The organism is Lujinxingia vulgaris (assembly GCF_007997015.1).
Taxonomy (GTDB): Bacteria; Myxococcota_A; Bradymonadia; order Bradymonadales; family Bradymonadaceae; genus Lujinxingia; species Lujinxingia vulgaris.
Genome location: NZ_VOSM01000003.1, coordinates 432553 through 459404, shown reverse-complemented (window position 1 = coordinate 459404; position 26852 = coordinate 432553). Strand labels below are relative to the sequence as shown.

General features: G+C 64.6%; 16 protein-coding genes and 2 pseudogenes. 9 read left to right on the top strand and 9 right to left on the bottom strand.

Translation table 11 applies throughout. The annotated features are described in order from the left end of the window. Nucleotides 1-50: 50 nt before the first annotated feature. The 3 genes from FRC98_RS08835 to FRC98_RS08825 form a co-directional block, all read right to left on the bottom strand. The gene (locus FRC98_RS08835; protein ID WP_146980932.1) at nt 51-1595 is read right to left on the bottom strand and encodes a M16 family metallopeptidase; all 1545 of its coding nucleotides are present in this window, start codon (nt 1593-1595) and stop codon (nt 51-53) included. Beyond that, the gene (locus FRC98_RS08830; RefSeq protein WP_146980931.1) at nt 1595-3109 is read right to left on the bottom strand and encodes a M16 family metallopeptidase; all 1515 of its coding nucleotides are present in this window, start codon (nt 3107-3109) and stop codon (nt 1595-1597) included. The genes FRC98_RS08835 and FRC98_RS08830 overlap by 1 nt, the downstream gene beginning before the upstream one ends. A gap of 859 nt (nt 3110-3968) precedes the next feature. Further along, the gene (locus FRC98_RS08825) at nt 3969-4919 is read right to left on the bottom strand and encodes a hypothetical protein (RefSeq protein WP_146980930.1); all 951 of its coding nucleotides are present in this window, start codon (nt 4917-4919) and stop codon (nt 3969-3971) included. Nucleotides 4920-5163: 244 nt separating this feature from the next. Here FRC98_RS08825 and FRC98_RS08820 point away from each other — a divergent pair, with 244 nt between their 5' ends. From FRC98_RS08820 to FRC98_RS08775, 9 genes and pseudogenes are all read left to right on the top strand, one after another. Next, nucleotides 5164-6885 carry a peptide ABC transporter substrate-binding protein gene (locus tag FRC98_RS08820; RefSeq protein WP_146980929.1) on the top strand — a complete coding sequence of 574 codons (1722 nt, stop codon included), beginning with the start codon at nt 5164-5166 and terminating at the stop codon, nt 6883-6885. A 105-nt stretch (nt 6886-6990) separates the two neighbouring features. After that, complete coding sequence (locus FRC98_RS08815) at nt 6991-8013, top strand: ABC transporter permease (protein WP_146980928.1); 1023 nt, start codon at nt 6991-6993, stop codon at nt 8011-8013. Nucleotides 8014-8023: 10 nt separating this feature from the next. Beyond that, nucleotides 8024-8404: pseudogene (locus tag FRC98_RS22180) on the top strand (hypothetical protein); the annotation flags it as partial. 348 nt (nt 8405-8752) lie between these two features. Then, nucleotides 8753-9424: pseudogene (locus tag FRC98_RS22175) on the top strand (ABC transporter permease); the annotation flags it as partial. A 1-nt stretch (nt 9425) separates the two neighbouring features. Beyond that, on the top strand, nt 9426-10556 hold the full coding sequence (locus tag FRC98_RS08795; protein WP_146980927.1) for an ABC transporter ATP-binding protein: 1131 nt from the start codon (nt 9426-9428) through the stop codon (nt 10554-10556). Then, on the top strand, nt 10556-11668 hold the full coding sequence (locus tag FRC98_RS08790) for an ABC transporter ATP-binding protein (RefSeq protein ID WP_146980926.1): 1113 nt from the start codon (nt 10556-10558) through the stop codon (nt 11666-11668). The genes FRC98_RS08795 and FRC98_RS08790 overlap by 1 nt, the downstream gene beginning before the upstream one ends. Beyond that, nucleotides 11665-15432: an ATP-binding protein gene (locus FRC98_RS08785; RefSeq protein WP_146980925.1), complete on the top strand. Its 3768-nt coding sequence runs from the start codon at nt 11665-11667 to the stop codon at nt 15430-15432. The genes FRC98_RS08790 and FRC98_RS08785 overlap by 4 nt, the downstream gene beginning before the upstream one ends. Nucleotides 15433-15505: 73 nt before the next feature. Continuing rightward, nucleotides 15506-18283 (top strand): excinuclease ABC subunit UvrA, encoded by a 2778-nt coding sequence (uvrA, locus tag FRC98_RS08780; protein ID WP_146980924.1) that lies wholly within the window; start codon nt 15506-15508, stop codon nt 18281-18283. Between the two features lie 113 nt (nt 18284-18396). Then, a complete protein-coding gene (locus FRC98_RS08775) occupies nt 18397-18558 on the top strand; it encodes a YqaE/Pmp3 family membrane protein (RefSeq protein ID WP_146980923.1) in 162 nt (53 codons plus the stop codon). A 96-nt stretch (nt 18559-18654) separates the two neighbouring features. Here FRC98_RS08775 and FRC98_RS08770 read toward each other — a convergent pair whose 3' ends face one another. From FRC98_RS08770 to FRC98_RS08745, 6 genes are all read right to left on the bottom strand, one after another. Further along, the gene (locus FRC98_RS08770; protein ID WP_146980922.1) at nt 18655-19425 is read right to left on the bottom strand and encodes a DUF3825 domain-containing protein; all 771 of its coding nucleotides are present in this window, start codon (nt 19423-19425) and stop codon (nt 18655-18657) included. Between the two features lie 376 nt (nt 19426-19801). Next, complete coding sequence (locus FRC98_RS21425) at nt 19802-21193, bottom strand: hypothetical protein (RefSeq protein ID WP_230467441.1); 1392 nt, start codon at nt 21191-21193, stop codon at nt 19802-19804. 227 nt (nt 21194-21420) lie between these two features. Continuing rightward, nucleotides 21421-22056 carry a HEAT repeat domain-containing protein gene (locus FRC98_RS08760; RefSeq protein WP_146980921.1) on the bottom strand — a complete coding sequence of 212 codons (636 nt, stop codon included), beginning with the start codon at nt 22054-22056 and terminating at the stop codon, nt 21421-21423. A 167-nt stretch (nt 22057-22223) separates the two neighbouring features. After that, a complete protein-coding gene (locus tag FRC98_RS08755) occupies nt 22224-23828 on the bottom strand; it encodes a zinc metalloprotease (RefSeq protein ID WP_146980920.1) in 1605 nt (534 codons plus the stop codon). Beyond that, complete coding sequence (locus tag FRC98_RS08750; RefSeq protein ID WP_146980919.1) at nt 23825-24472, bottom strand: HEAT repeat domain-containing protein; 648 nt, start codon at nt 24470-24472, stop codon at nt 23825-23827. The genes FRC98_RS08755 and FRC98_RS08750 overlap by 4 nt, the downstream gene beginning before the upstream one ends. A 199-nt stretch (nt 24473-24671) precedes the next feature. Beyond that, on the bottom strand, nt 24672-26717 hold the full coding sequence (locus tag FRC98_RS08745; protein WP_146980918.1) for an ATP-dependent helicase: 2046 nt from the start codon (nt 26715-26717) through the stop codon (nt 24672-24674). Nucleotides 26718-26852: the final 135 nt, after the last annotated feature.

The window sequence follows — 26852 nt, the reverse complement described above, 5'->3', positions numbered from 1 at the left end:
ACGCCACCCCCGTCATCGTCGGGGGTGGCGCTTGTTTTTAAAGTGTTACATCAGGACTCGGGCTCGGCCTCCGCAGGAGCGGACTCGTCAGAGGTATCGGCCTCTTCGCCCACCACCTCTTCGGTCTGCGTCTCCTCCACGGCGTCGTCCTCCACGCCGAAGAGCTCGCCGGGGACGGCCTCGGGGTTACCAACCACCGCAAACTGGTAGTCGCCCATGTAGACCTGCGCCACACGCTGGATATCGGCCGGGGTCACCGCATTGATGGCGTCGAGGAAGGCGTCGGCCTCCTGCCAGCCGCCACCCAGGAGCTCGTGGTCGGCGAGCATGCCAGCCTGGCTCGCGTTGGTCTGCAGGTTCATGTAGTGGCTGGTCAAAAAGACGTTGCGGATCTTCTCGAGCGCCGCGTCGCTGACCATCTCGTCTTGCAGCCGCTCCACCTCGGCGAACATCACCGGCAGGGTGGCGGCCGGGTCGGTGGCGGTCACGTAGAGATAACCAAAATTCTCTTTACGCGAGGCCATGCCCGCCGAGACGGCGTAGGTCAGGTTGCGACGGGTGCGGACCTCCTCAAAGAGGCGATCGCGCAGATAACGCGTGGCCAGCAGCATCGCCGGATAATCGGCTTCGTTGAGCGCCGGCGCCTCGAAGTAGCCCATGATGTAGTTGGTGGGAAGCTCCTGCGCGATCACCTCCAGCGCAGGCTCGGTATGCTCCACCTCGGCCACCCCGGGCACGTCGCCCTCGGCGGGCGCCAGGCGCCCGAAACTCTCCGCGACGCGCTCGACCAGCAGGTCGTGGTCGATGTTGCCCACCACCACAAGCAGCATACGCTCGGGCTCAAGCAGGCTGCGCTGCCAGGCTTTGAGCTCGTCGGTGCTCAGCGCGCTGACCGACTCCACCGTGCCGATCTGACGGTTTTCGTAGGCGTGGTTGCGAAAATAGAGGTCGCTCACAAGCTCACCGACCAGGGCATCGGGATCATCTTTGATGCTCTCAATCGAGGCGATCTGGCGGGTGCGCTGCAGCTCGACCTCCTCTTCGGGGAAGGCCGGCTCAAGCACCGCCTGGGTAAAGAGCTCCCAGGTCGTGTCAAAATGCTCCACCACCGAGCGCATCGACATCCCGGAGTAGTCGGCGGAAGCAAAGGAGCCCACCGAGGCGCCCACGCTGTCCAGACGCGCGTTAAACGCGTCCTTGGGCGTCGAGAGCGTGCCGCCACCGGCGGCCACACCCAGCGCCAGGCGCTCGATGCCGGCGATGCTCTCGGTGAGGCCGGCCTGCCCCCCCTCGGTGATCAGCCGCGCGACCACCACCTGGTTGGCCGGCGTGATCCGATGAATCACCTTCAGCTCGCCGACCTGCGTGACGCGCACCGTCTCGCTGGACTCCAGCTCGGTGATCTCTGGCGAGCCCTCGATAAAGCTCAGCTCGCGCAGCTCGGGGATCGGGCGATCGGAGGCGGCGGTGTTGGGTGCCGGCGCCTCCGTCGGGGTCTCATCCGGGGTGGGGGCACCGCCGGAGCAGGCCGCAAAGACAGCCGCCGCGCCAAGCGCGACACACGAGCGCATCCAAAGGTTCGAAGCGTTCATCATCACTGGCCTCCTTCGTTTTCAGCGCTATCGCTCGTGTCGCTCGATTCATTTTCCAGTCGAGCGCGCACGCTCTCGACGACTTCCTGCAGGCGCTCCTCGCTCAGCCCCAGGCTCTCGACCTGCTCCGGGCTGGCCAGCGCGCCGACGACCATGGGCTGGTCGAGGATGTAGGTGCGCACGTAGTTGGCGATATCCTCGCGGGTCACCGCCTCCAGATCCGCGATGTAGCTGCGGTAATAATCCAGGCCGGCCACCGCCCACCAGAAGGTCACGGTGTGGGCAAAGGAGCTCGTCTGCTCGCGACCGTAGATCTCCTGCACGGCCAGGATGGTCTTGGCCGCCTCCAGCTGCTCATCAGTAAAGTAGTCGGGGTCGGCAAAGCGCGAGACCTCAATGAGCGCCGCCTCCATCGCCGCGTAGAACTGCTCGGGCAGGGCCTGGGCCGTCAGGCTGATGGGCCCGGTAAACGCCTGAGTGTAATAGCTTTTTGAGGCGCCGAGGGTGAGCTGGCTGTCGACCAGCGCTTTATAAAACTTGCTTGTGGGCTGGCTCAGAATATAGCTGAGCACATCGGCCGCATGCGTTCCCACCGGGTCTTCGCCGACCGAGGGGCCGTGCCAGTTGAACTGGAAGACCGGAACCTGCACCTCGCGCTCCACCACCACATAGCTATCGTCGGCAAGAGGAGGGTGGGGGGGGACGGGCTCAATCGTAAAGGGATCTTCGGCGCGCTCCCACTGCCCGAACACGGCCTCAACGGCCTCAAACGCCGCCTCGGGCTCCACATCGCCGGCGACCATCACCACCGAGTTGTTGGGCACATAATAAAGCTCCTTCATGCGCCGCATCTGCTCGACGGTGGCGTTGATGATCGCCTCTCGCGAGCCCAGCGGATCTTTGCGCGCCGGGTAGGTATGCCACAGGAGCTGCTCCACCCCGCGGTTGAGCCAGTAGTAGGGGCTCGACTCGGCCCGGTCGGCCTCGCCAAGCACGACCTGCTTCTCGCGCTCAAACTCCGCCTCATCGAAATTCGGGGAGGTGGTGGCGTCGTACATAAACTGCAGGCCCGGGGTGAGGTTCGCCGCCGGCAGCGTAAAGAAGTAGTTGACCCGCTCGCTGCTCGTGGTGCCGTTGAACACAATCCCCAGCTCGCGCATCCGCTCCAGGTACGCTTCCTGGTTGGGGATAACGGCGTTCCCCTTAAAGAACATATGCTCGTAGAGGTGGCTCAACCCGTTGAGCTCAGCGGTCTCGGTGTAAGCGCCGTTTTTCACGGTGAGCTCGATCGTGACGATCGGCAGGGTGGGGTCGGAGATCACGATCACATCGAGACCGTTCTCCAGCGTGCGGCTCTCCATCAGGTCGCCGGCCTCGACCGTCTTCTGGGTGCTCGGGTCGGGCGAATCCTGCGCCAGGGCGGGGGAAGCTGCCGGGGGCGTCAGGCTCAGCGCCAGCGCGCCGGCCGCCACAAGCGCCGCGCGCCAGGGGGCAGAGGCCATCGAGTACGAGGTCATGCCGTCTCCGTTTTCAAAAAATTCGAGAAATGTGAGTCAACGCTCATGCGCCATCAAAGCGCATCATCGGGCACTACCAACAGGGCTGCAGGTCTATCACCACGAAAGGGGGGCTGCCAACCGGGCCACCTTGCGGGCGATAGGCGCGCCAGAGCTTCGGCTCGCCAGATCCTGCGGCAAGAGCGTTCTGACGATTCCCCGGCTCGAAACACAGGTGCAGGCCATCGTTCATCCCCCCGAACCCGCCAGAACGCGAGGCAAACACATCGGGCATCGCCTTCGACCCCCCATCGGATGTGGTATTTTGCGACATGCCATCGGAAAAGGGGGGGCTGAGTGCGACAGGTTGGCACAGCCAATGCCCTGGCCCCCCATCCGGATGGGGTCTTTTTGACCAAAATTCGCCAACAGGGGGGGCTGAGTGTGACCGGTTGGCGTGGTCGAGGCCTCAGGCTCGCGAAAAATGAGAGCTGGAGGCCTCGAGCACCCCCTCGACCCCACCTCGGATGGGTGTTTTCCGATAAGGCATCGCCTTCGACCCCCCATCGGATGTGGCATTCTGCGACATGCCATCGGAAAAGGGGGGCCTGAGTGTGACAGGTTGGCACAGGCGATGCGCTGGCTCCCCATCCAGATGGGGTCTTTTTGACCGGGCATTGTCAGCAGGGGGGGGGGCTGAGTGTGACAGGTTGGCACAATGGGGGCCTTCGGCTCGCATAAAATGAGAGCTGGAGACCTTGAGCACCCCCTCGACCCCCCATCGGATGGGTGTTTTTTGATAAGGCATCGCCTCGACCCCACCCCGGGTGGGGGAGCATGTTCAGGCGACGAGTCGTCGGGTCACGTGTTTGGATCGTGTTCAGCGAACAAAATCCTCGATCAACGCCCAATGCCCGCACCCACACGCCTTCATGACCTCTGCTGCGCGTGCGTAGGCCTCATCGGAGTTTTCATAGTACTGCGCGACCCGCTCATCGGCGTCGGCCGCTTCACCGGAGGCGCGGGCGGCGTTGGCGGGCAGCATCGCGTCGATGGCCCTGGCGAGGCGTCCGTAGATGCGAGAGGTCTCGGCCAGGGCGGCCACCGTAAACGCATCGTCCTCCACCATGACGGAGGTCGCGTTCATGGCGTCGAGCGCGTAGCCGCAGAGGTTTCCGGCCATCGCAGCAGCGTCCTGATTGCCGGGCTCGGCTTCGAGCCGGTCGAGCGCCGCCTGGCAGCGACCGAGGAGCGCGCGATGTCCAAAAAAGTTCATCTGACGGCGAATCCACGGGTCGTCGGTATGAATCGTGGCGTCGTAGAGCGCTTGGCGCACGTCAGTATCCAACGTCCCCGGCGCATCGGCGGGCCTGGCCAGCGTCAACGTGCGGTACAACATATGCGCGCCGGTCATTGCGTGCGCGTTGGCCATCGTAGCGTCGTAGGGCGCGTAGCTACCCAGGATCGCGCAGGCCTCATGGGTGCCCATCGCGCAGTAGCCGCGCAGCGACTCCCAGTTTTCAACGAGCGCGCCAGCGTAGATGCAGGCTTGCACGTCTCCCTGCTCACACTCTGCACCCAGAAGCTCCTGGCGGGCCTGTGGACTCAAGGCGTCTGGCGCGTCCACCCAGCTGACGAGGATTGCGTCATCGATGCTCGCTTCAGCGGGTGGCAGTGGCACAGGCGGTGACGCGTTCGGCCCGGATGAAGCCTCCGGGGCGCGGGAGGCGTGCGAACATGCGCCGAGCATCGTCCCTACGAGCGCCGCAAACACGGCACGACCCATTGCGGAGGAGGAGGGCAGGCTGAGGCGGTTTTCCAAAATCATCATGGCATCTCGAGAAATGGGAGCGGGCACATCCGAAGCCCGGATGAGGTCGTGTGGCAGGGATCCTTACCCTATGGCGAGCGGCGTCCCGTGACCACCCCGGAGGCTCGCGCTCTCCCAGAGTACCCCGACGCCTCACCACCACCCACACCGCCGGATTGACACCCGAGGCCCGCTGCCAGTACAACCAAGCCCGCTTAACTGAGAGAAAATTCAGTCAAATCGCAACGGCGCTGAGGTTGAGACGATGGTGAGAATTTCCGCAAAGACGATGGGTAAGCGCGCGCTGGCTGGCGCGCTGGTAGGGGCGATGGCGCTGAGCGTGTGGGGCTGTGATAAGAAGCAGCCCACCGCCGGTGGTGAGGGGCAGGCCAAAGGCGGTCAGGCCGAGTTCGTGGCCGGCTCCGAGGCTGAGATGTTCACCTTCGCGGTGGCCGCCGACCCCCAGACCCTCGATCCGGGGCGGATGAGCGGCGCGCCGGAAGGGCGCATCGCCTTCAACCTCTTTGAGGGCCTGATGATGCCGGGGCCGACCACCGAGGGCCTCGACGACGCGAGCGAGCTTGTGGTGCCGGGCGTTGCGGAGTCGTATGAGCTCAGCGAAGACGGTCGCACTTACACCTTTAAGCTGCGCGAAGACGCCAAATGGTCCAACGGCAAGGCCGTGACGGCCACCGACTTTGAGCGCTCCTGGCGCCGGGTGCTCACCCCCGATTTCCCCAGCGATTACCAGAGCTTTATGTGGGTGATTCAAAACGCCGAGGGCTTCTCGAAGGGCGAGGTTACCGATTGGAGCGAGGTTGGGGTTAAGGTTGTTGATGACCGCACCCTGGAGGTGACGCTGACCCAGCCCACTCCCTATTTCCCGGAGCTCGTGGCCTTCTACACCTTCTTCCCGGTCCCCATGGATCTTGTCGAAGAAAAGGGCAACGACTGGACTCGCCCCGAGAACATCATCACCAACGGTCCCTACGAGCTGGAGAGCTACCGCGAGCAGCAGGACCTGATGCTCAAGAAGAGCGAGAACTATTGGGATAAGGCCAACGTGGCGCTCGATCAGGCGCGCATTCGCATCATCCAGGACACCAACGCGGCGGTGAACGCGTACCGTACTGGCGAGTTGCACTGGAGCGGGACGAGCCTGCCGGTGGCGCAGATCACGGGGCTTCTGACGCACCCGGATTATCTGCAGGAGCCGATGCTGGGCACCTACTACTACCGCATCAACGTCACCGACGAGGAGAGCCCGCTGACCGACAATCGCGTGCGCCAGGCGCTGGCGATGTCAGTGGACAGCCGCTCGTTGGTGGAAGACACGATGAACAACCTCTTCACCGTGGCCAACCACTTCGTGCCCCAGGGCCTGCCCGGCTACGCGTCGCCCGGTGAGGGCATCACCTACGATGTGGCCCGCGCTAAAGAGCTTCTGGCCGAGGCCGGCTACCCGGACGGGGAGGGCTTCCCGCGCATTCAGCTCCTCTACAACGTCGATGAGAACCACAAGCTGATTGCCGAGGCCGTGCAGTCGATGTGGAAGCGCAACTTAGGAGTCGACATTCAGCTCGTGAACAAGGAGTGGCGCACCTACCTGCAGGACGTCTCCTCGATGAACTACGAGATCGCGCGCGCCGGCTGGATTGGCGACTACAACGACCCGATGACATTCCTGGACATGTGGGAGACGGGCAACGGCAACAACAACACCGGCTGGAGCGACGAGGAGTACGACACGCTGCTCAACCAGGCCCGCGCCGAGCGCGACCCGGCAAAACGCATGGAGCTGCTGGCGCAGGCCGAGGCGATTGTGCTCGAGCGCGGCCCGGTCATTCCGGTCTACTACTACACCAACAACGTGCTGGTTTCGCGATTCTTGAAAGGCTTTGAGCCCCATAACCGCGACATCCACCTCTTGAAGTACATGAGCTTGCCCGAGGCCCCCGCCGCCGAAGGCAACGAAGCCGCCGAGTAAGCCCCCAAAAGGGGCGTCACTCGCCCCTTGAAGCGGCCCGCTTTTTTGAGCGCCCGACCGTTCCGGTCGGCCTGCTCCCCCCCCTGGACGAACGCGGAGAGTGCAGTGACCCGCTTTATCATCCGGCGCCTCCTCAGCTCGGTGGTGGTGATTTTGATCATCATCACCCTCTCGCTGTGGATCACCCGCCAGGCCCCCAGTAACCCCTGTCTGCAGGAGCGCGAGGCCAACGCCTGCGCCTGTATTAAAGAGCACGCGCTCGACCGCCCGATCTTTCCGGTGCATAACCCCCCGCCGCTCACGCCTCTGGAGGGCTGCCAGTACTGGGAGTCGGCCGGAAGCCTGGTGCTGGGCCCGATCGAGGTCCTGCCCCTCTCGGAGTGGAGCGAGACGCAGTACGTGATCTACGTCTCCACGCTGCTTCAGGGCAGCCTGGGCGGCTCGATGGTCACCGACCGCACGGTCATTGAGACCCTGGGCTCGGCGCTCCCCTACACGATTCAGCTGGGCATTCAGGCGCTGCTCATCGCGCTTCTGATCGGCGTGCCGGCCGGGCTTATCGCCGGGCTGCGCCAGAATACAATGCCCGATTACGGGGTGATGACCGTGGCGATGGTCGGGGTGAGCATCCCGAACTTCGTGCTGGGGCCGCTTCTGATCATGCTCTTCTCGCTCAAGCTGGGGTGGTTCACCGCGGTGGGCTGGGAGAGCTGGTCCGACAGCGTGTTGCCCTCCATTACACTGGGGCTTTTCTACGCGGCCTACATCGCGCGCCTGACCCGCGGGGGCATGCTGGAGGTGATCCGCAAGGATTACATCCGCACCGCGCGGGCCAAGGGGCTGACCGAGCAGATCGTGGTCTTGCGCCACGCGCTCAAGGGCGCGCTTCTGCCGGTGGTCAGCTACCTGGGACCGGCCTTTGCGGCGCTTCTGACGGGCTCGGTGGTGGTCGAGGAGATCTTCAACCTGCCCGGCGTGGGCACCCACTTTGTGCGCTCGGCGCTCAACCGGGACTACAACCTGGTGCTGGGTACGATCATCCTCTACTCCTCGCTGCTGGTGGTTTTGAACCTGGTCGTCGACATCCTCTACACGGTGCTCGACCCGCGGGTCAGCTACGACGACTGAGAGAGCAATTATGACGGCAAATCTTCCCCCCACAGGCAGCGACGGCGATGTGCGTCCTGCCTCCGCCGCCCCCGAGCCCTCGCCACATAAGGACGAGCTCGTTGAGGGCACCAGCCTCTGGAAAGACGCCTTTCGCCGGCTCAAGAAAAACCGCGCGGCGATGGGCGGGCTGATCATCGTGGCGATCATGGCGAGCTTCGCCATCTTCTACCCCCTCTTTGTGAAGTACGGCACGCGCTTTACCCAGGAGGAGCAGCACAGCTACGTGGTGCCGCGCCCCCCGGGGGCCTACAGCGTGCCCTCGACCCACTACGGGCGGCTGAGCAAAGAGGTGTGGTCCTTTGAGAAGATCGACGCCAATGGCGACGGCCGTGTCGACGCCGATGAGATCGAGCTGGCGTACAAACACTGGGAGTTTGAGCGCATCGATCGCGACGGCGACGGGGCGCTGAACTACGACGAGTACGCCGCGGCTCCCTTCTCAATGCCCTCGCCAACCGAGTTCATCCCGGCGTGTCGGCAGTGGTCGGTGATCAAGCGCAATATGGCGCCGATCGACCACCCCGACGTCTTCGCCTGCGACGCCGACGAGGCGGGGCTGCTGCATTTTGAAGACGCCGGCCGCCTGGTCGATATCGTCAGCCGCGGGGAGGCCCGCGACATCCTGGCGCGTATGGACACCGAGGGTCAGGGCTATATTACCCCCGAGCAGTTTGAGGGTTTGCCCCGGCCCCAGCGCAACTGGTTGGGCACCGACCAGCTTGGCCGCGATCTGTTGAGCCGCATGCTCTTCGGGGCGCGCATCTCGCTTGCGGTAGGGCTCCTGGCGACCTTCGTCTCCTTTGTGATCGGGGTGAGCTACGGGGCCACCGCAGGCTTTGTGGGCGGCAAGGTCGACAACCTGATGATGCGGGTGGTCGACATCATGTACGGGCTGCCCTTTATGTTCCTGGTCATCCTCTTGATGGTGGTGTTTGGCCAAAACATCTTCCTGCTCTTCATCGCGCTGGGTGCGGTGCAGTGGCTGACCATGGCGCGCATTGTGCGCGGGCAGGTCATCAGCCTCAAAGGTCAGGAGTTTGTGGAGGCCGCTCAGACCATCGGCGTCTCCAAATTCAACATCATCTTCCGCCACCTGATCCCCAACGCCCTGGGCCCCATCATCGTGTACGCTACGCTGACGGTGCCGGCGGTGATGCTGGAAGAGGCTTTCCTCTCCTTCCTGGGGCTGGGCGTGCAGGCGCCGATGACCTCCTGGGGCGCGCTGGCCAGCGAAGGCCGCCAGCTGATGGAGACGGCCCCCTGGCTGATCATCTACCCGGGGGCGGCGCTGGCGATCACCCTCTTGAGCTTGAACTTCGTAGGGGACGGGCTGCGTGACGCGCTCGACCCGCAGTTGCGTAAGGACTGACGTGAAGAGCGACGAGACCAGCGGCACCCCGGGCACCGACGACGTGCTCCTGAAGGTCCGCGACTTAAAGACCTACTTTGATACCGACGACGGTGAAGTTCGCGCCGTCGACGGGGTGAGCTTTGAGATCAAGCGCGGCGAATGCGTGGGCGTGGTCGGTGAGTCCGGCTCGGGCAAATCCGTCTGCCAGATCTCGATCCTGGGGCTGATCCCCTCACCACCGGGCCGCATCGCCGGCGGGGAGGTGACCTTCGATGGGCGCGATCTGCTCGGGGCGAGTAAGAAGCAGCTGAGGAGTATTCGGGGAAATGAGATCTCGATGATCTGGCAGGACCCGATGTCGAGCCTCAACCCTTTCTTGAAGATCTCGCGTCAGCTCATCGAGCCCTTGCAGACCCACCAGGGCTTGAGCAAGGAGGAGGCCCGCGAGAAGGCCATCGCCATGCTCGAGAAGGTGGGCATTCCCGGGCCGCGCGAGCGCATCGACCAGTATCCCCACCAGTTCTCCGGCGGGATGCGCCAGCGCGTGATGATCGCGATGGCGCTTCTGTGTGAGCCGAAGCTCTTGATCGCCGACGAGCCCACCACGGCGCTCGACGTGACGATTCAGGCGCAGATCCTGGAGCTCATCAAAGACCTGCGTACCGACCTGGGCACAAGCGTCATCGTCATCACCCACGACTTAGGCGTTGTGGCCGGCATGGCCGACCGCATCATCGTGATGTACGCCGGTCGCGTGATGGAGGTGACCGCCGCCGACAAACTCTTTGAGAGCCCGGGGCACCCCTACACCGTGGGGCTTCTGAAAAGCGTGCCGCGCCTGGACCGCGGCCACGAGGAGCGGCTGATCCCCATTGAGGGGCGTCCGCCGGATACCTCCAAGCCGATCCCCGGCTGCCCCTTTGCGCCGCGCTGCGCCTGGGCGGTCTCGAAATGCCACAGCGAGCGGCCGCCGCTCTTTGAGGTGGCCCCCGGTCACCGCTCGGCCTGCTGGCGCGCCTCCGAGGTCTACCAGGCTCGCCTGGGCTCCAAGGCCTCCACCGCCCGGGTAACCCGGGTCGAGGAGCTCGCGGGACGCGGCTCCATCAACGAAACGACGCTGGCCGAGCTCGACGCCGAAGGGAGGTCGTAATGGCAGAGACGCTCTTATCGATCGAAAACCTCAAGATGCACTTTCCGGTCTACCGCGGCGCGCTGGTGCGCCGGGAGGTCAACCGGGTGCGCGCCGTCGACGGGCTGAACTTTGAGATCTACGAGGGCGAAACCCTCGGGCTCGTGGGTGAGTCGGGCTGCGGGAAGTCGACCACCGGTCGCTCCATCATCCAGCTCTACCGGCCCACCGAGGGAAAGGTCGTCTTTGACGGCAAGAACCTCTGTGAGCTTCCGGAGAACGAGCTGCACCCGCTGCGCCGCGACCTGCAGATGATCTTCCAGGACCCCTACGGCTCGCTCAACCCGCGGATGACCGTGGGCGATATCATCGCCGAGCCGCTCAAGGTCCATAAGCTCGCCAGCGGCAAGGCCGCCCGCGAGCGCGTGCAGGAGCTGATGGAGATCGTGGGGCTCGACCCGCGCTTTATCCGTCGCTACCCCCACGAATTCTCCGGCGGGCAGCGCCAGCGCATCGGCATTGCGCGCGCGCTGGCCTGTGAGCCGCGCTTTATCGTGTGCGACGAGCCCATCAGCGCGCTCGATGTCTCGATTCAGGCGCAGATCATGAACCTGATGGAGGATCTGCAAAAAGAGTTCAACCTGACCTACCTCTTCATCGCCCACGACCTGGCGGCGGTGCGTCATATCTCGGATCGCATCGCCGTGATGTATCTGGGCAAGATGGCGGAGCTGGCCGACGGTCGCGAGATCTACGACAACCCGCTTCACCCCTATACCGAAGCGCTGATCTCGGCGGTGCCCATCCCCGACCCGGAAGTGGAAAAGACCCGCCAGCGCATCGTGCTGCAGGGCGATGTGCCCAGCCCCTTGAACCCGCCCTCGGGGTGCGTGTTCCATACGCGCTGCCCCTACGCCTGGGAGCGCTGCGCGATGGAGGTCCCGCGCTTTGAGCAGGCCGAGCCGGGCCATTATGTGGCCTGCCACCTCATCGACGAGCCGATGCGCCGCGAGCGCGTTAAGACGGCGATGGCCAAAGGCGGCGCCTCCAAAGATGCCAACGCCGCATCAAAACCGGCGGCATCCGCAGCACCGACTTCTGACACAGAACTCAAAGACGAGGTCTCGGCATGACGTGGCTTGCGCGCCTCTCACGCGCCGCGCTCTGCGGCGTGGTTGCGGTCTCCCTGCTCGGCGGCTGCCGTGATGTGGTGCGCGTGGAGGGCGATCTTGCCGCAGCGCCCTTCAAAGAGCTCGGTGCTTCGCTGACCAAAGACCCCTCGGGGCGATGGTTTGTGGTCGCCGCCCAGGGCCAGCCCCTTAAGCGCTACGCGCTGGTGACCCATCACGAGGCGGTGCAGGCCTTTGAGGTGGTTCCCACGGGTGAGCGCAGCGGGGAGCTTCTGCCGCTGACCGAGGTGCCTGTCGCGTGGTTTAACCTGGCGATGGTGGGCACCCCGGAGGTGCGTTTTGCCGACACCCTCGACGATGAGCTCCTGGCGAGCACGGTGGGGCTGTGGGCCGGGGGCCAGAGCGAGGAGATCCGCTGGGTGGGGCCGCTCCCCGAGGGCGTGGAGAGCGCGGTAGTCCTGCGCGCGCAGGGCGACGCGCCCGAGGCCAGCCTGGCCGAGCGCATCGTGGGTACCCTGGAGGTGGACGCCGAGGGCGTCGTTAACGCCACCCAGCGCTTTGACGCGGGCCAGGGGCCGTACCTGGTGCTTCGCGAAGGCCCGGTGAGCGACGCGCTTCCGCGGATGGCCACCTACACCGCGATGGGCATGCCCACCGAGGGGCTCCTGGAGGCTGTGGAGAGCGGCGAAGCGCTGAATGTGCGCACGATGGCCGAGCTGCGAGAGGTTGGGGCAGGGCGCGGCGCGGAGCTGCTGGTCGCCGACGCCGGCAACGACCTGATGCTCGGGCTGAGCTCCGGTGCGCTGGCGCCCGGATTTGGACCGGCCGCCCAACGTCCGGCGCTGGCCGAGTCGGGGTTTCGGCTGGGCGCCGACGCCACGTTAGCGCATCGCCGGCAGGCGCTGCAGGCGCTTGTGGCGATGTACCAGGGCCACCCGCTCAAGGCCGCCTACCTCCTGCGCCAGATCCCCGGGCTTAACGTCGATGGATCGGAGCGGGGCGCCGAGCTGCGCCTGCTCGATCTGGAGGCCGCCGCGGGCTTCGGCGCCTGGATGCGGCGAGGGGCGGCTATCGGAGTGGAGGGGTTCGGGGCGGACGCCGCGCTCGCTATCGCTCGCGCCTATGCCTATGAAGGGCAGTGGGACGCGGTGGTGATCTATGCTGAGCGTGCCGCGTCGCTTTTTGGTCGCTGGCCATCCCCCCAGCGCGAGCTGGGCCGGGCCCGCGCCTACCAGCTCGGCGCGCTGGCCTCGATCTGGGCCGGCCGCGACGGCGGTCTGGAGCGCGCGCAGGCCCGTATGGCCCGCGCGCTGGTCGAGGTGCAGCGCATCGAAGATCCCCTGCGCGCCGGCGAAGTCGCGCGCATCCGCGCGCTGATCGCCCTTAAAAATGGCGACTTTCAGCAGGCCGAAGAGCTTTTGGAGCTCGCCAGGCAGGGCTTTGCCGACGCCGGCAGCCAGCGCCTGGAGAGCAAACTGGCCCTTGATGCGGCCTACGCCTTTTATGTGAGCGGGGCCACCGACGCCGCGCTCCGGGCGTACCGCCGCTGGGAACGCGACCATCAGGAGCTTCGCCGACCCGAGCAGGAGATGATGGCCCGCGCCCTGCAGATGGTCCTGGGCGTCGAAGGCGCCCCGGCACCTGGCGAGCGCGCCTGGGCCGATCTTCAGGCCCGCGCCCACGCGCTGCGCGCCTGGGACGCGCTGCTGCTGGCCGCCCTGGAGCGCTACCAGGCGCGCCCCTACGGCGGCCAGGAGGTCGTGGAGCTTGGCGAGACCGTGCTACGCGCCAGCGCCCGCAGCTCGCTCGCGTTGCTCGATGACCGCATCGACGGCGCGCTCTCGGGCATCTGCGCCGAGACCCTCTTTGCTGGCGAGGAGGGCACCGCCTCCGAGCTCGCCCACCTCTGCGAGAGCGTCGCCGGGCGCTACTTCGCCGAGCCGGCCAGCGTGGAGCCGCTCTTTCGGGCCGCCTACCGTTTTCTGCAACGCGGCGAGCTCGGCCGGGCGCGCGAGGCGCTTGCGTTCATCACCACGCGCGCCCCTCGCTCAGGGCCCTGGCGCATCACCCACGCCCAGGCGCAGCTCTTAGGGGCGGCCATCGACGTGGAGTCGCAGCGCCCCGAAGAGGTCGCCGCGCAGCTCGATGAGGCCTTCAAGCTGCTCAACGTCTCGCTGGAGCGTGGCTATGCGCCGGGAGTGCTGCTGCAGCTGGCCGATTCTTTCGATCTTCGAGGCTTCGATCGCATCGCCATCTCGCTCACCGAGAGCGCGATGAGCGCGGCGCGTCAGCAGTACCAGCGCACCACCGGGTTTGACGCCTCTCTGGCGCTGGCCGAGCGTCTCTACCAGGCCCGCCGCTTCGAAGAACTCGCCGGGCTTGAGCCCCCGGAGAGCCCGCTGCACGCCGCCCGCGTCAACCTCTACCGCGCTCACGCCGAGATCATGCGTGGCAACTCCCGGCTTGGCTCCGAGCTGCAGGTGCAGGCCCTGGAGCAAGCCCGGGATTTCGGCGGGCTGCAACGCATCTCGGTCAACCTCCTTTCGCTGGAGCTCGCGCTGGCCCGTGGCGAGTTCGCCGTCGCGCAGGAGCTTGGCGAGCGCATCGGTCGAGAGCTTGAAGATCTGCCCACAAACCTCGCCATCAGTGAGGGGGGGCGCGTGTTAAGCGCGCGGGCGCTGGCGCTGACCGCCCGCGCCCATCTGGGAGCCGGAGCGCCGGATGAAGCGCGGCGCATGAGCGCACGCGCGCTGGCCATCTTCAAAGAACTCTCCGACGAGGTCGCCCCGATGGTGCGCGCCGAAGTCCTGGAGGTGGCCGCTCGCCAGGCCCGCACCCTCGATGAGCTCAAGGCTCACGTCGACGCGCTCGACGCGCTTTTTGCACAAACCTCCCGCGGCGATGAACGCGAAGCCGCCCGCGAGATCGCTCGCCGACTCACTCCGCTCTTACTCACCCTGGATGAGACCCGGCGTGCGATCGATGTGCTCCAGCGCGTGCACGCCCGCGGCGACGCGCTCTTTGGTTTCCGCGACCGCTCGCATTGCCTCACCGGTGAGGTCGCCGCCTACGCCGGCGATACGCCCGCGGCCCGTTACCACCTGGAGCGCTGCGCCCAGTCCGATGCCTTTGAGGCCCAGGCCACGCGCGGACTTCTGGTCATGGCGCTGAGCAACCCGGAGGCCTCACTGGCCTACCGTGCAAGCCTCGCCAACCATCTGCTGCAATACCACGCGGCGGAGCTCGCGCCTTTTGAGCAGGGCCGGCTGCGCCTGATCAACGCGCTCGCCACATCGCTGGCCACGCCGGCTCCCGAGCAGGAAGCCGCGCTGCGCGAAGAACTCGCGGCTGCCCCCGGCCCGGTGGAGCATCTGGAGGTGCTGGTCCGTCTGGGCGATTACCTGCTCAACGTGGGCCACTTCGAAGAGCTGGAGCGCCTTCTGCAGTCGGAGGCCTCGGCCTTCTACCATGACGAGGTCGTCGACGGGCCCGCTCGCCTGGTGCAGCTTCGCCTGCGCGCGCTCGTCACCCAGGCCCGACCTTTTGAGGCGCTGGCCTACGCGTCGCGTGCCCTGGCCGAGGCCCCTTCCTCCGATCCGGTGGAGCAGGCCCGCGCAAAACGGCTGCTGGCCCATGCCCACATTCAGCTCGGCCAGCCCCTGCAGGCCCGCGTCTACCTTGAGGAGGCCGCCGCGCTCGCAGGCGACGCCGGGGAGCTTAGCGATGAGCGCGAGGCGCTGGAATCTGTGAGCGATTTGAGCCGTTAGCCGCCCGTAGCAGCGCGCCCGTGTGCCGGACGTGCCCCGAACGATCCTCCTTCCGTACCCGTGAGCGCAGTCTATGGACGCCGTCCGTCTTAAAGGTGTTCGCACCCATAATCTCAAGCAGATCAGCTGCACCATCCCCCATAACTGCCTGACGGTGGTGACCGGGGTGAGCGGCTCGGGCAAATCCAGCCTGGCCTTTGACACCCTCTACGCCGAGGGACAGCGGCGCTACACCGAGTCGCTCTCGACCTACGCGCGCCAGTTCTTGCAGCGCCTGCCCAGGCCGCCCATCGACGCGATCAGCAACGTGCCACCGGCCATCGCGCTGCGTCAGAAGAACGAGGTGAGCAACGCCCGCTCCACCGTGGGCACGGTCACCGAGATCGATGATCACCTGCACCTGATCTACACCCACGTCGGCGTCACCAGCTGCCCGGATTGTGGCGTGGAGGTAAGCCGCGATAACCCGGCCGAGGTCGTCGATCGCCTGCTCGATGAACTTGAGGAGGGCACGCGCCTCATCCTGGTGGCGAGCGTCGCCCCCGAAGAAGCCTCGCAGCGCGCGCTGCTGCTGGAACACCTCGTGGGGCAGGGCTACCGCCGCCTCTACATCGACCATGAGACCGTCGATGTGACCGAGAGTGGGGTGGAGAGCCTGCTCGATATGGAGGCCTTCCCGGTGGTCGTGGACCGCCTGGTGCTGCGCGCCGACGAGCGCATGCGCATCGCCGAGGCCGTCGAGGCCGCCATGGGGCTCGGCCGAGGTCGCGTGGAGGTCTTTGAGCACCGCAAGGAGGAGGCGCCCCGGGTCTTCGACCAGGCCTTTCGTTGCAACAGCTGCGGCCGCGACATGGTCGAGCCCCAGCCGGCGCTCTTTAGCTTCAACAGCTCGGTGGGCGCCTGCCCGACCTGCACCGGTTTTGGCAAAACCATGGGCGTGGACTACGCCCGGGTCATCCCCAACCCCCGGGTGACCCTGGAAGACGGGGCGGTGGCCTGTTTTCAGACCCCGAAATACAAAACCCAGCATAAAAAGATGATGGAAGCTTGCCGCAACGCCGGCATCCCCATCGACATCCCCTACGGCGATCTGGCCGAGGAGCATAAGCGTTTTGTGCGTTTCGGGGGCAAAGGCTACCCGGGCATCGCAAAATTCTTCAAAGCTCTGCAGAAGAAGCAGCACCGCACCGACGTGCGCATCATGCTGGCGCGCTACCGCGGCTACGACACCTGCGAAGACTGCGAGGGCACGCGCCTGCACCCCGACGCCCGAAACGTGCGTTTTGCCGGACGCCTCATCAGCGATTTTTGGGAGATGCGCATCGAGCAGGCCCTGGCCTTCTTCGACGTGATGGAGCTCGCACCGCATGTGCGCGCCCGCATCGAGCCGCTGCTGGCCGAGATCACCCACCGCCTGCTTTATCTGCACGAGGTGGGGCTGGGGTATCTGGAGCTCGGGCGCCAGTCCCGCACCTTGAGCGGCGGGGAGATGCAGCGCATTCACCTGACCTCAAGTCTGGGCCGCGCGCTCACCGACACGCTCTATGTGCTCGATGAGCCCACCGCTGGCCTGCACGCCCGCGACTCCGAAAATTTGCTCGAAGTGCTGCGGGGGCTGCGCGACCTGGGCAACACCGTGGTCGTGGTTGAACACGACCCCGAGATCATCCTGGGCGCCGACCACGTGCTCGAGATCGGCCCGGTGGGCGGGGAGGGCGGCGGGCAGCTCACCTACGAAGGTCCGCTCTCGGGCTTTGATCTCGATGAGCGCGTCGATTTCTCGGCCTGTGAGGCGATGATCCCGCAGACCACCGCCGACATCCCCGGCTTTGTGCGCATCGTGGGCGCGCGCCATCACAACCTCAAAGACCTCACCGTCGACATCCCCCACGAGCGCATCACAGCCATCACAGGCGTCAGCGGTTCGGGGAAGAGCACCCTGATGGAAGACGTGCTCTTTAACGGCTGGCGCCGTCTGCGCGGCCAGGGCGGGGTGGAGGCCGGCCACTTCGACGCTCTGGAAGGCCTGGAGGGCTTTGCCGAGGTCGAGATGATGGATCAGTCCGCCATCGGCCGTTCCTCGCGCTCCAACGCCATGAGCTACACCAAGGCCTACGACGACATCCGCAAAATCTTTAGCGGCACCCACGACGCGCGCAGGCAGGGCCTGACAATGGGCGACTTTTCGTTCAACACCTCCGGCGGTCGCTGTGAGGTCTGCGAGGGCACCGGCACGGTCACCGTCGAGATGCACTTTATGGCCGACGTCGACGTGCCCTGCGACGACTGTGGCGGCAAGCGTTTTGGCCCCAAAGTCCTCGGCGTGCGCTACCGCGGAAAGACCATCGACCAGATCTTTGAGATGACCGTGCTCGAAGCCGTCGACTTCTTTGAGGGGCACGCCGCGCTCCAGCGAAAGCTCAAGCCGCTCCTGGAGGTCGGGCTCGGCTACCTGCGCCTGGGGCAGACCACCGCCACCTATTCGGGCGGTGAGGCGCAGCGCCTCAAGCTCGCGACCTACATCGCCGATGGCCGAAAGCGCGGCGACACCGACCCGGTACTCTTTATCTTCGATGAGCCCACCGTCGGTCTGCACCTTAAAGATGTGGCCGTGCTGCTGGTGGCGCTGCGCAAGCTCGTGGAGCTCGGCCACACCGTGATCGCGGTGGAGCATAACATCGACTTCATCGCCCGCTGCGACCAGGTCATCGACTTAGGCCCGGATGCCGGCCCGCGAGGCGGTGAGCTCGTGGCCAGCGGAAGCCCCCGGGAGGTGGCGGCGGTGGAGAGGAGCGTGACCGGGCGCTACCTGCGCGAGCTTTTTCAATCCCAGAAGAAGCAGGCCGGGTAGGCGCACATACGTTGCATCGCGGCGTCCTGCGTCTAGTTTCGCGACGTGTTCGCAAAAATGCCCCCCCAAAAACCGTTGCACCTCGTCACACTGAATGACGAAAGGAGCCGTAGATGTCCCTGATCCGAATTATCGCCGCAATCTTTCTCCCGCCCCTGGGCGTCTTCCTCACCGTCGGTCTGGGCACGGCCTTCTGGATCAACATTCTTCTGACCATTCTGGGCTTTATCCCGGGCATCGTTCACGCCATCTGGGTGATCGCCAAAGCGGATTGAAACACAACGCGAGCCAGCCCGTTTCAGGGTGCAAATACGAAGGCCACCTCTTTTGGGAGGTGGCCTTCGTTCGTTTTAAGCGCTGGTACCGATGAATCAGTTGCGCAGCCAGTTATCATCCAGCCGCCCGATGAGCCGGGCGTTGGAGTAGGCCTGGTCGAGGGTCAGGCAGGTGGCCACGCGGTAGTAGCCTTCGCGACGCTCGACCACGGCAGCCAGGTCGGCCTCCGAAGGCTGGCGCAGGCAGAGGGGCAAGAGGAGCTGAATGCGCCCGCGGTGGTACTGCGGCACGGCGATGCGGTAGTTGCGGCGCACGCGGGCCAGGGCGTTCTCAAAGCCGCCGGTGAGCAGGGTCTGCAGCTGGAAGTCCCCCATGCCATCAAACTCTTCGGGGAGCCGCTCGCGGTTCTCGGCGATGATGTGCTCGATGTTTTTGCGCACTTCCATCCGCGGATCGAAGACCACGTCGGTGGGATCCTCGAAGTAGGTGGCGATGTCCGGCAGCGTGGGAAAGCGGTTCATACGCGTGTCGCCTTTGCGCACAAAACCCTGAAAGTACCAGGGCTGCCGGTCGGGGATCTTATTGTCGCCAAAGATCGCGTAGATGGGCTCCTGATGCTCGGTCACAAGGCCGGTATCAAAGCAGGCGCCGGTGCCGTCGTCGGTGGTGACGACTTTGCCTTCCTCCTCGATCCGATTGAAGGTGTGAATGATGTAGGAGTAGAGGATGGGGCGCGGGAAGTCGCTGTCGGTGAAGCGGTACTCCCAGTCTTCGGGCTCGGCCAGCTCCTCGAGCTCGGCCAGGTGGTCGGGAAAGTCGGGCAGAAAAGCAAATTGTTTCAGGGGAGGAAGTGTCGCGTCGTACATGCAAGATCCGGGGAAGAGTAAGGGGGGCGCACTGAGGTTGCCCCCCGGCCAGCGCGCCGGAACAAAACTGTAGTGAGAAACACCGCGGGCGCCACGACTTAGCTCGCGGGCGGGTGCTCGGGTGGCGGGGAACTTTCGGGGCCAGCGCGCCTCTTGTCAAGCCAGGCAGGCCAGGAAAACAGGGCAATCGCAAAGTCTCACAAGACTTTTTATGGAGAACCCACCCAATCCGTAGGGAGGGGTCTTGTGCCCCTCCCGAACTCCCAGGGCGGGGACCCACAAGGGGTCCCCCTACGGTGGCGGGTGGTGGGGGCCCACTTTGCGATTGCCCTGGCCAGAAAAACGGGCGCTCCCCGTTGAGGAGCGCCCCGAAGGCTCAGTAGGTCTCGATGAGCGCGTTGTTCATCAGCACGAAGCGCTGATGGGGGGTCCATTCGACCTCCGAGTTAACCATCGAGCCGGTCCAGAACATCACGTTCTCAGCGCCTAAGCCAACGCACTCATCGCGACTGATCGTGCCGTCCTCATTGAGGTCATGTTCCGTTGTGCACTCTTCGGTATCGCCGAGAGGATCGTGACTGGTGCCACCGCGCTCCGACGGGTGAAAGAGTCCCAGATAATGCCCTACCTCGTGGGCCATGACATTTCCAACATACCCAGGCGAGTAACGCAGGTTTTGTAGGCTGACCAGTACACCGGAGCGAGAATTGAGCTGAAGATTGGGGGGACCAGGGATACCGCATGAGTGGCCTTCAACCCCGGAGTCCGGGTAGTGACTGATCATCATGATGTTGATCCCGGGCTGTGATCCCTCCGAGAGAATCTCGCGGAGGTGACCGCAGCTTGCGGGACCGTCTGAAGGCGCGGCAATTGTCCGCGCCAGCGTGCCAGTGGCCTCGTTGTACGTGACAGGGCCGGGGGAGATGCCAGCAAGGGAAAGCAGCTCGAAGAACCGCTCCTGCGCACGAACAAAATCGTCGTCATGGGGGGCGTCGTCAGCTTGCACAAAATCTTGATTCGCGAACCAGAAGTTGATGGGGAGGCTGCCTCCCTGGGGATGTTCCGGCCCACGCTTAAGAAGCAGGTGCAGCCGCACTGTACCGGGGTCGTAGGTGTTCAAACGTACCGTGTAGCGCCCGGGCTCCAGGGTGAAGCGTGGCGTGTTTGGCATCAACACCCCCAGGAGCCCCCCACGGCTGCTGCTGAAGACGGAGGTCAACGACTGCTCAGGGCTTCCATTCAGGTAATAGAGCGGGCCGTCGATAGCGCGAATCTCCTGAACCCAGGCGGTATCGGTCGACGTGCTCATCTCCAGGAGAAGCGTTGCCGACTGGATGCCTTCACCTACCTCAAACTCCGTGGTCCAGTTGCGGTAGCCTGTCGACTCGAACTCATTCAGGGTCAGCCTCTCAAGAGAAGACCTTCCCTGGCTTGCCACGCATTGACCGGTGGCGTTGCACAGCAACCCTTCGGCGCAATCATTTTGCTCCAGGCAGTGGCGTTGTGCATCGCGCGGTCCACAATCGGTGCAATCGGTACCGTAGGTGCAAAGCGCACCACTTGCATCCGGAGCGCCGTCCTCACAGATTCCATTGCCAGCGTGAGGGCAATGATTAGCACACAGGGGATCCGGCTCGGGTTCTGGTTCGGGTTCCGGCTCGGGTTCCGGCTCGGGTTCGTCAAGCACGGGCCTGGGGCCGCAGTCGATACAATCGGTGCCATAGGCGCAATAGCTGTACGGTGCGTCGGGTGCGCCATCTTCACACACGCCGTCTCCCGACGTAGCACACGAATTCTCACAAATAGTCGGTACTTCGGGAGCGTCGACGTCCTGTCCAACATCGTCTAACGAGCTATCAGGCTCGAAGGATACATCGGGGGGAGTCGCTACGAGAGATGGATCAGACTCTGTTGGAGGTGAACACGCCGAGAGCAGCAACGCACACAGCATCGAAAGGGAAGAGGAGATGGCGTTAGGGCGCTGATGTACATACTTCATGGCAACGGATCCTCGGCGAAGGAAGAATTGGATGTTGCCGAAACGTTCGAATCGAGACTCGAATCCTCTGCCAACACGCGTCGACTTTCTTCCGAGTCAATGTGCTCAAGCGCGGCCCGTGCTGTTATTCGGATGAGGTCATCTTTGTGCTCAAGCATCAACGCTAGCAGGTCTATGGCCTCATCGTTCAGCGCTCGCCCGTAGGCACGCACCGCGACCTGGCGCGCCAGGGCGTTGCCCTCGTCATCGACGATGACCGTTTCGAGTGTGGCCATTGCATCGGGATGATCTGGATAGTGTCGTAGCGCCCGCAATGCGTGATGTCGCTGCTGGGGGGATATATTTTCAGAGTGGAAGAGCGCAATGAGTACTGGCACAACCTCGTCAGGAGTGCCAACCCGATTAAGGTCGCTGGCGTCAGGGACGAATTCGTACCCGCTGAAAAGCTCGATGAGTTGGGTTCGAGATTTATCGGTGCCGGCCGGGGAGTCGACCGACGGCTCAGGCTCAAGTGGTGGGTTTGAACGAGCCTGCTCCTGCACCGAAGTTGCCGCCACCTCAACGCGATCGCAGCCGGGAGCCAACGACACCAGCAACAAGAGACCGGTGATGGCGATACCTAAATGAGACATCGAGTCATCCTGGATGATCAGGTTTTAGGCGCCTCTCCCCAAAAACGCGTGTGCCGAGTCATTCATCAGGAGAAAAGACTGCGCGAGAGCTCGCCCGGGTTCGAGATGTAACTTATCGCAAAGTGTTGGGTTGTGTAAACCGACGACCGCCCGCAAATCTCCGATACTCAGTAGGTCTCGATGAGCGCGTTGTTCATCAGCACGAAGCGCTGATGGGGGGTCAGCGTGGTCTGGCGACCGCCCTGGCTGAACGAGGTCCAGAACATGGTGTTGTCGGCGCCCCGACCGATGCAATCATCCGGCCCCATAAACTCATCCTCGCCAAGAGGACGGGGTGCCGGGCACTCCGGCGTATCGTCGAGAGGGTCGAAGTCCGCGCCGGTGCGCTCGGTGGTGTGGAAGAGACCCAGGTAATGGCCAGCCTCGTGAGCCACCGTCTCGCCGAAAATCTCCGGGGAGTAGTTCAGATAGGCCAGCGCAATGGCCGCGCCTGCACGCGCCACCCCGGGGCGAGTGGGAGCGCCGGGCAGGCCGCAGGAGATGCCCAGGATGCCCAGGCTCGGTGCGTCGTCGATCATAAAGAGGTTGATGCCCGAGAGATTGGCCTCGGTGGCCACCTGACGGATTCCCTCGCAGAGTACGTTTTCGTCCTGCGGCACGGCGATCTGGCGACCCAGAGTGCCCTCGACATCGCGGTAGCGCACCGGGCCGAGTGCGATGCCGATGTTGGCGTAGATCTGACGGAAGACCTCCAGGCCTTCTTGAAAGTCCGCGCTCTGCTGGGCCTGGGCAGCGTCCATATAATCCTGTTCGGTAAACCAGAAGTTCACCGGCAGGCTGCCACCCTGGGGGTTAAGCGGTCCGCGTTTGATCAGCGCGTGCACGCGCACCCGGGAGGCGTCTTCGGTCCAGAGGCGAACACGGTAGGTGCCCGCGCTCAGCGCAAACTGTGGCGAGTTGGGCAAAAGAATGCCCATCTGCCCGCCAGCAGTGACGGGATAAACGTGCATCAATGACTGATCTTGCCGTTCGAAATCGAAGAGCAGCGTGTTCTGTGGAGTGATGACCTCCCAGATGTAGGCGGTGGCCGCGGGATCCATCATCTCCACGATCAGCGAGACCGAGCGCACGTCGCCACCGACCTCAAACTCCGAGTCCCAGACGTCCTGGGCGCTGGCCTGGAAGTCGGTGATGGTCACAAACTCGATCGACGAGGCGCCCTGGCTGCTCACGCATTGGCCGGTCGCGTTGCACACGCGCCCCTCGCTGCACTCGGCGTTGGAGTTGCAGCTGCGGCGGGCGTCACGCGAGCCGCAGTCGCCGCAGTCGGTGCCGTAGGTGCAGACGTCGTACTGGGCGCCGGCGCCGCCATCGTCGCATTCGCCGTCGTTGGCGTACTGGCAGCTGTCGGTGCAGATGGGCTCGGGATCCGGGTCGGGATCGGGTTCTTCAATCACCGGTCGCGAGCCGCAGTCGGCGCAGTCTGTACCGTAGTCGCAGCTCTCAAAGAGGGCGCCGGTGCCGCCGTCGTCGCACTGGCCATCGCGGGCGCTGGAGCAGGTGTTGGTGCAGACGGTCGCGGGCTCGCCATCGGCGTCGGGATCTGAAGATGTGTCTTCATCGCCGGCGTCGTTCTCGGTGGGTTCCGGATCTTCGTCGATGACGATCAGGGGCTGTTCTTCGGCGGGCTCTTGAGGCACGCAGGCCCCCAGCGCGGCCGCCGAGGTCAGCGCCAGCAGCGCCACGAGTCGGGTGGTGAGGGTGCGCATCATCGGGTGGCCTCGCTCTTGGCGGCGGCGTCCAGCACACGTTTGATCTCGGCCTGAAGCTCGACCTCGGGCTCCTCGCTCATGCGGCTCTCAAGGAGCTCGAGGGAGGGCTCGCTGCCAATAAGCTCGATCGCGGCGATGGCCGAGGCGCGGGTGTGGTAGTCGTCGTGGGCCAGAGCAAAGCCAAGCAGCTCCAGGCCCTGGTCACCAAAGGCGCGGCCGTACGCGCGCACCGCCACCCGGCGGTCCTGGTCCGCAGTGTCCTCGCCGCGAATCACCGTCTCATAGGTGCGGGCGACCTCCGGGTGCTCCGGGTAGAACTGCAGCGCGCGCAGCGCGTGGTGCTGCTGGTGCGGGCTGACCTTCTCGGAGCGGTAAAGCTCAAGGAGCACCGGCACCACCTCCTCGCCAGGACCCACCTGCAAGAGGTCTTCGCGGGTGGGGACGTACTCAAAGCCGCCGAAGAGCGCGCGGAGCTCGGCGTGGAGGTTTCGCGCCTCCTCCTTCTTTTCTGCCATCTGACCGGGCTCATCGGTGGTCGGCGAGGTGGCCGTGGCCTGGTCGGGTCGAGTCTGGGAGTCCTGACAGGCGGGCAGAGCCAGCACGAGCGTCAGCAGAAGGGGAGAAGCAGAAAACCAGCGAGACATGATGTACCTCATAGGCCGGGCCGAAGGCCCGGCGATGCGTGAACGTCGTCAACAATGTGGGCCGCGCGCCGGCGTCGATGTCGAGAGCCCGGGCGCTGCGGCCGAAAGACTAACGGATGGCCCGGGACGGTAAAAGGGCTCCGCTGCGAATTCTCGTCAAGGCGCGAGGTTGCGGGGCAGCTCTGGCGTCTCCATCGCTTCAGTCGTCGAAGATCGCCGAGCGCAGCGCGGCCAGATAACGCAGATTTTGATCTTCGCGCTTCGCGCTCAGCGAGCTTGCGCCCGCGGCGCTGACGGTTTTGAGCAACTTCAGCGGAATCTCGTCGAGAAAGCGGCTGGGCTCGCGCTCTTCCTTCTGGCCAAAACGGGTGCGTTCGGCGGCCGAGGTCAGATAGAGCACCTCCTTGGCGCGGGTGAGCCCGACGTAGGCCAGGCGGCGCTCCTCGGCGATGCCGTCCTCGCTGGTCTTGCTGCGCTCGTGCGGCATGTAGCCCTCTTCCAGCCCCACAAAGAAGACCACCTTGAACTCCAGACCTTTGGAGGAGTGCAGGGTCATCATCTTGACCCCGCGCGCCTTCTCCTCCTCCCCGTTATCGTAGGTGCGGTCGAGCGAGATGCGGTTGAGGTAGCCCTCCAGCGTGCCGCCTTCGCGCTCCTCAAAGGTGGCGATGGAGCCCAGGAGGTCTTCGAGGTTGTCGACGCGGCGGCGAGCGATTTTGGGGTTTTTCTCGGTGTTGCGCACGTGTTCGATGAGTTTGGTGCGCTTGAGAAAGGCGCGGCCCACCTCGGTGAGCGAGGTGCCGTTCTTCTCGGCTTCGCGAAAACGAGCGCGGTAGCTTTTGAGCATCTGCACAAGCTCGCTCAGATGCGAGGCGCTGGTGGGCCCGATGCCGTGCACGAGATCCGGATCGCCGGCGACCTCTTCGAGCGCCTGCGCAAAGCCCCACTCGCGCTCATGCGCCAGATCGCTGATGCGCTCCAGAAGGGTCGGGCCGATGCCCCGCGGCGGCACGTTGACGATGCGCCGCACGTTGATCTCGTCGTTGGGGTTGAGCGCCGCCTTGAGGTAACCCAGAAAGTCTTTGACCTCCTTACGATCAAAGAACTCCGTGCCCCCCACCAGCGTGTACGGGATCCGAAATCCGCGCAGCGCCTCCTCAAAGAGCCTCGCCTGCGGATTCACCCGGTAAAGGATGGCAAAATCGTCGTACTCAAGGCCTAAGTTGAGCTTGAGTCGCTCGATCTCGGCGCCCACAAACTCGGCCTCCTCGCGCTCGTGAGCGCACTCCACATAGAGGATCGGCTCCCCGTCGCCGTTGGCGCTCCACAGGGCTTTCTCCTTACGCACGGAGTTGTTGGCAATCAGCTCGTTGGCGGCTTTGAGGATGGTGTTGGTGGAGCGGTAGTTCTGCTCGAGCTTGATGACCCGGCACTTCTTAAACTGGTGCTCGAACTCCAGAATGTTCTCGGCCACCGCCCCGCGAAAGCCGTAGATGGACTGATCGTCGTCGCCCACGACCACGATGTTCTGGTGGTCGCGCACAAGCTCATCGAGAAAGAGGAGCTGGGTGTGGTTCGTGTCCTGGTACTCGTCGACCATCACAAAATGGAAGCGCTGCGACCACTTCAGCCGCGTCTCTTCGCTGGCCTGAAAGACGCGCACCGGCAGGCAGATCAGGTCGTCGAAGTCCACGGCGTTCAGGCCCCGGAGCGCGCTCTGGTAGCGGTGGAAGATGCGCTGGGCGAAGGGAAGAAGCGGGTTGGTGCGCAGCTCTTCGACCTGCTCCGGGTCGGTAAAGGCCATCTTCGCGCGGCTGATAAGCGCGAGCACGTTGCGCGGGTCGACCATCTTCGGGTCGAGCTTGAGCTCGGCCATCGCGTCTTTGACCACCGCCAGCTGGTCGCCCTGGTCGAGGATGGTAAAGGGCTTTTTGTAGCCGATGACGTCGATGTCCTGGCGCAGAATGTCGGCGCCCAGACTGTGGAAGGTCGAGAGATAAATCTCGCGTGCCCCCGGACCCACAAGGTGCGCCACGCGCTCCTGCATCTCCTGGGCGGCCTTGTTGGTAAAACTCACCGCCAGGATATGCCCGGGGGCGATGCCCTGCTGGAGCAGGTAGCCAATGCGGTGAATGATCACCCGGGTCTTGCCGCTGCCGGCGCCGGCCAGGATCAGCAGCGGGCCCCCGATATGCTCGACGGCCTGACGTTGTTGGGGGTTGAGAAGGTGGAGTTGCAGATCCATGATTCGGCTCACTTCAAAGGCGCACAGCGTGACGTGCCGCAAGCTAAGTCAGCGCAGGGTTTTTTGTCCAACGTTCTCGATCTTCAGATATGGGAAGCCCGGCAGGCCGAGTGGGTAATCTGGATAGCGAGAAGC

Excerpts from the sequence above, each read along its gene's own strand:
- FRC98_RS08835 (WP_146980932.1), bottom strand. The coding sequence starts at position 1,595 with ATGATGAACGCTTCGAACCTTTGGATGCGCTCGTGTGTCGCGCTTGGC.
- FRC98_RS08830 (WP_146980931.1), bottom strand. The coding sequence starts at position 3,109 with ATGACCTCGTACTCGATGGCCTCTGCCCCCTGGCGCGCGGCGCTTGTG.
- FRC98_RS08825 (WP_146980930.1), bottom strand. The coding sequence starts at position 4,919 with ATGATGATTTTGGAAAACCGCCTCAGCCTGCCCTCCTCCTCCGCAATG.
- FRC98_RS08820 (WP_146980929.1), top strand. The coding sequence starts at position 5,164 with ATGGTGAGAATTTCCGCAAAGACGATGGGTAAGCGCGCGCTGGCTGGC.
- FRC98_RS08790 (WP_146980926.1), top strand. The coding sequence starts at position 10,556 with ATGGCAGAGACGCTCTTATCGATCGAAAACCTCAAGATGCACTTTCCG.
- FRC98_RS08785 (WP_146980925.1), top strand. The coding sequence starts at position 11,665 with ATGACGTGGCTTGCGCGCCTCTCACGCGCCGCGCTCTGCGGCGTGGTT.
- uvrA (WP_146980924.1), top strand. The coding sequence starts at position 15,506 with ATGGACGCCGTCCGTCTTAAAGGTGTTCGCACCCATAATCTCAAGCAG.
- FRC98_RS08775 (WP_146980923.1), top strand. The coding sequence starts at position 18,397 with ATGTCCCTGATCCGAATTATCGCCGCAATCTTTCTCCCGCCCCTGGGC.
- FRC98_RS08770 (WP_146980922.1), bottom strand. The coding sequence starts at position 19,425 with ATGTACGACGCGACACTTCCTCCCCTGAAACAATTTGCTTTTCTGCCC.
- FRC98_RS08760 (WP_146980921.1), bottom strand. The coding sequence starts at position 22,056 with ATGTCTCATTTAGGTATCGCCATCACCGGTCTCTTGTTGCTGGTGTCG.
- FRC98_RS08755 (WP_146980920.1), bottom strand. The coding sequence starts at position 23,828 with ATGATGCGCACCCTCACCACCCGACTCGTGGCGCTGCTGGCGCTGACC.
- FRC98_RS08750 (WP_146980919.1), bottom strand. The coding sequence starts at position 24,472 with ATGTCTCGCTGGTTTTCTGCTTCTCCCCTTCTGCTGACGCTCGTGCTG.
- FRC98_RS08745 (WP_146980918.1), bottom strand. The coding sequence starts at position 26,717 with ATGGATCTGCAACTCCACCTTCTCAACCCCCAACAACGTCAGGCCGTC.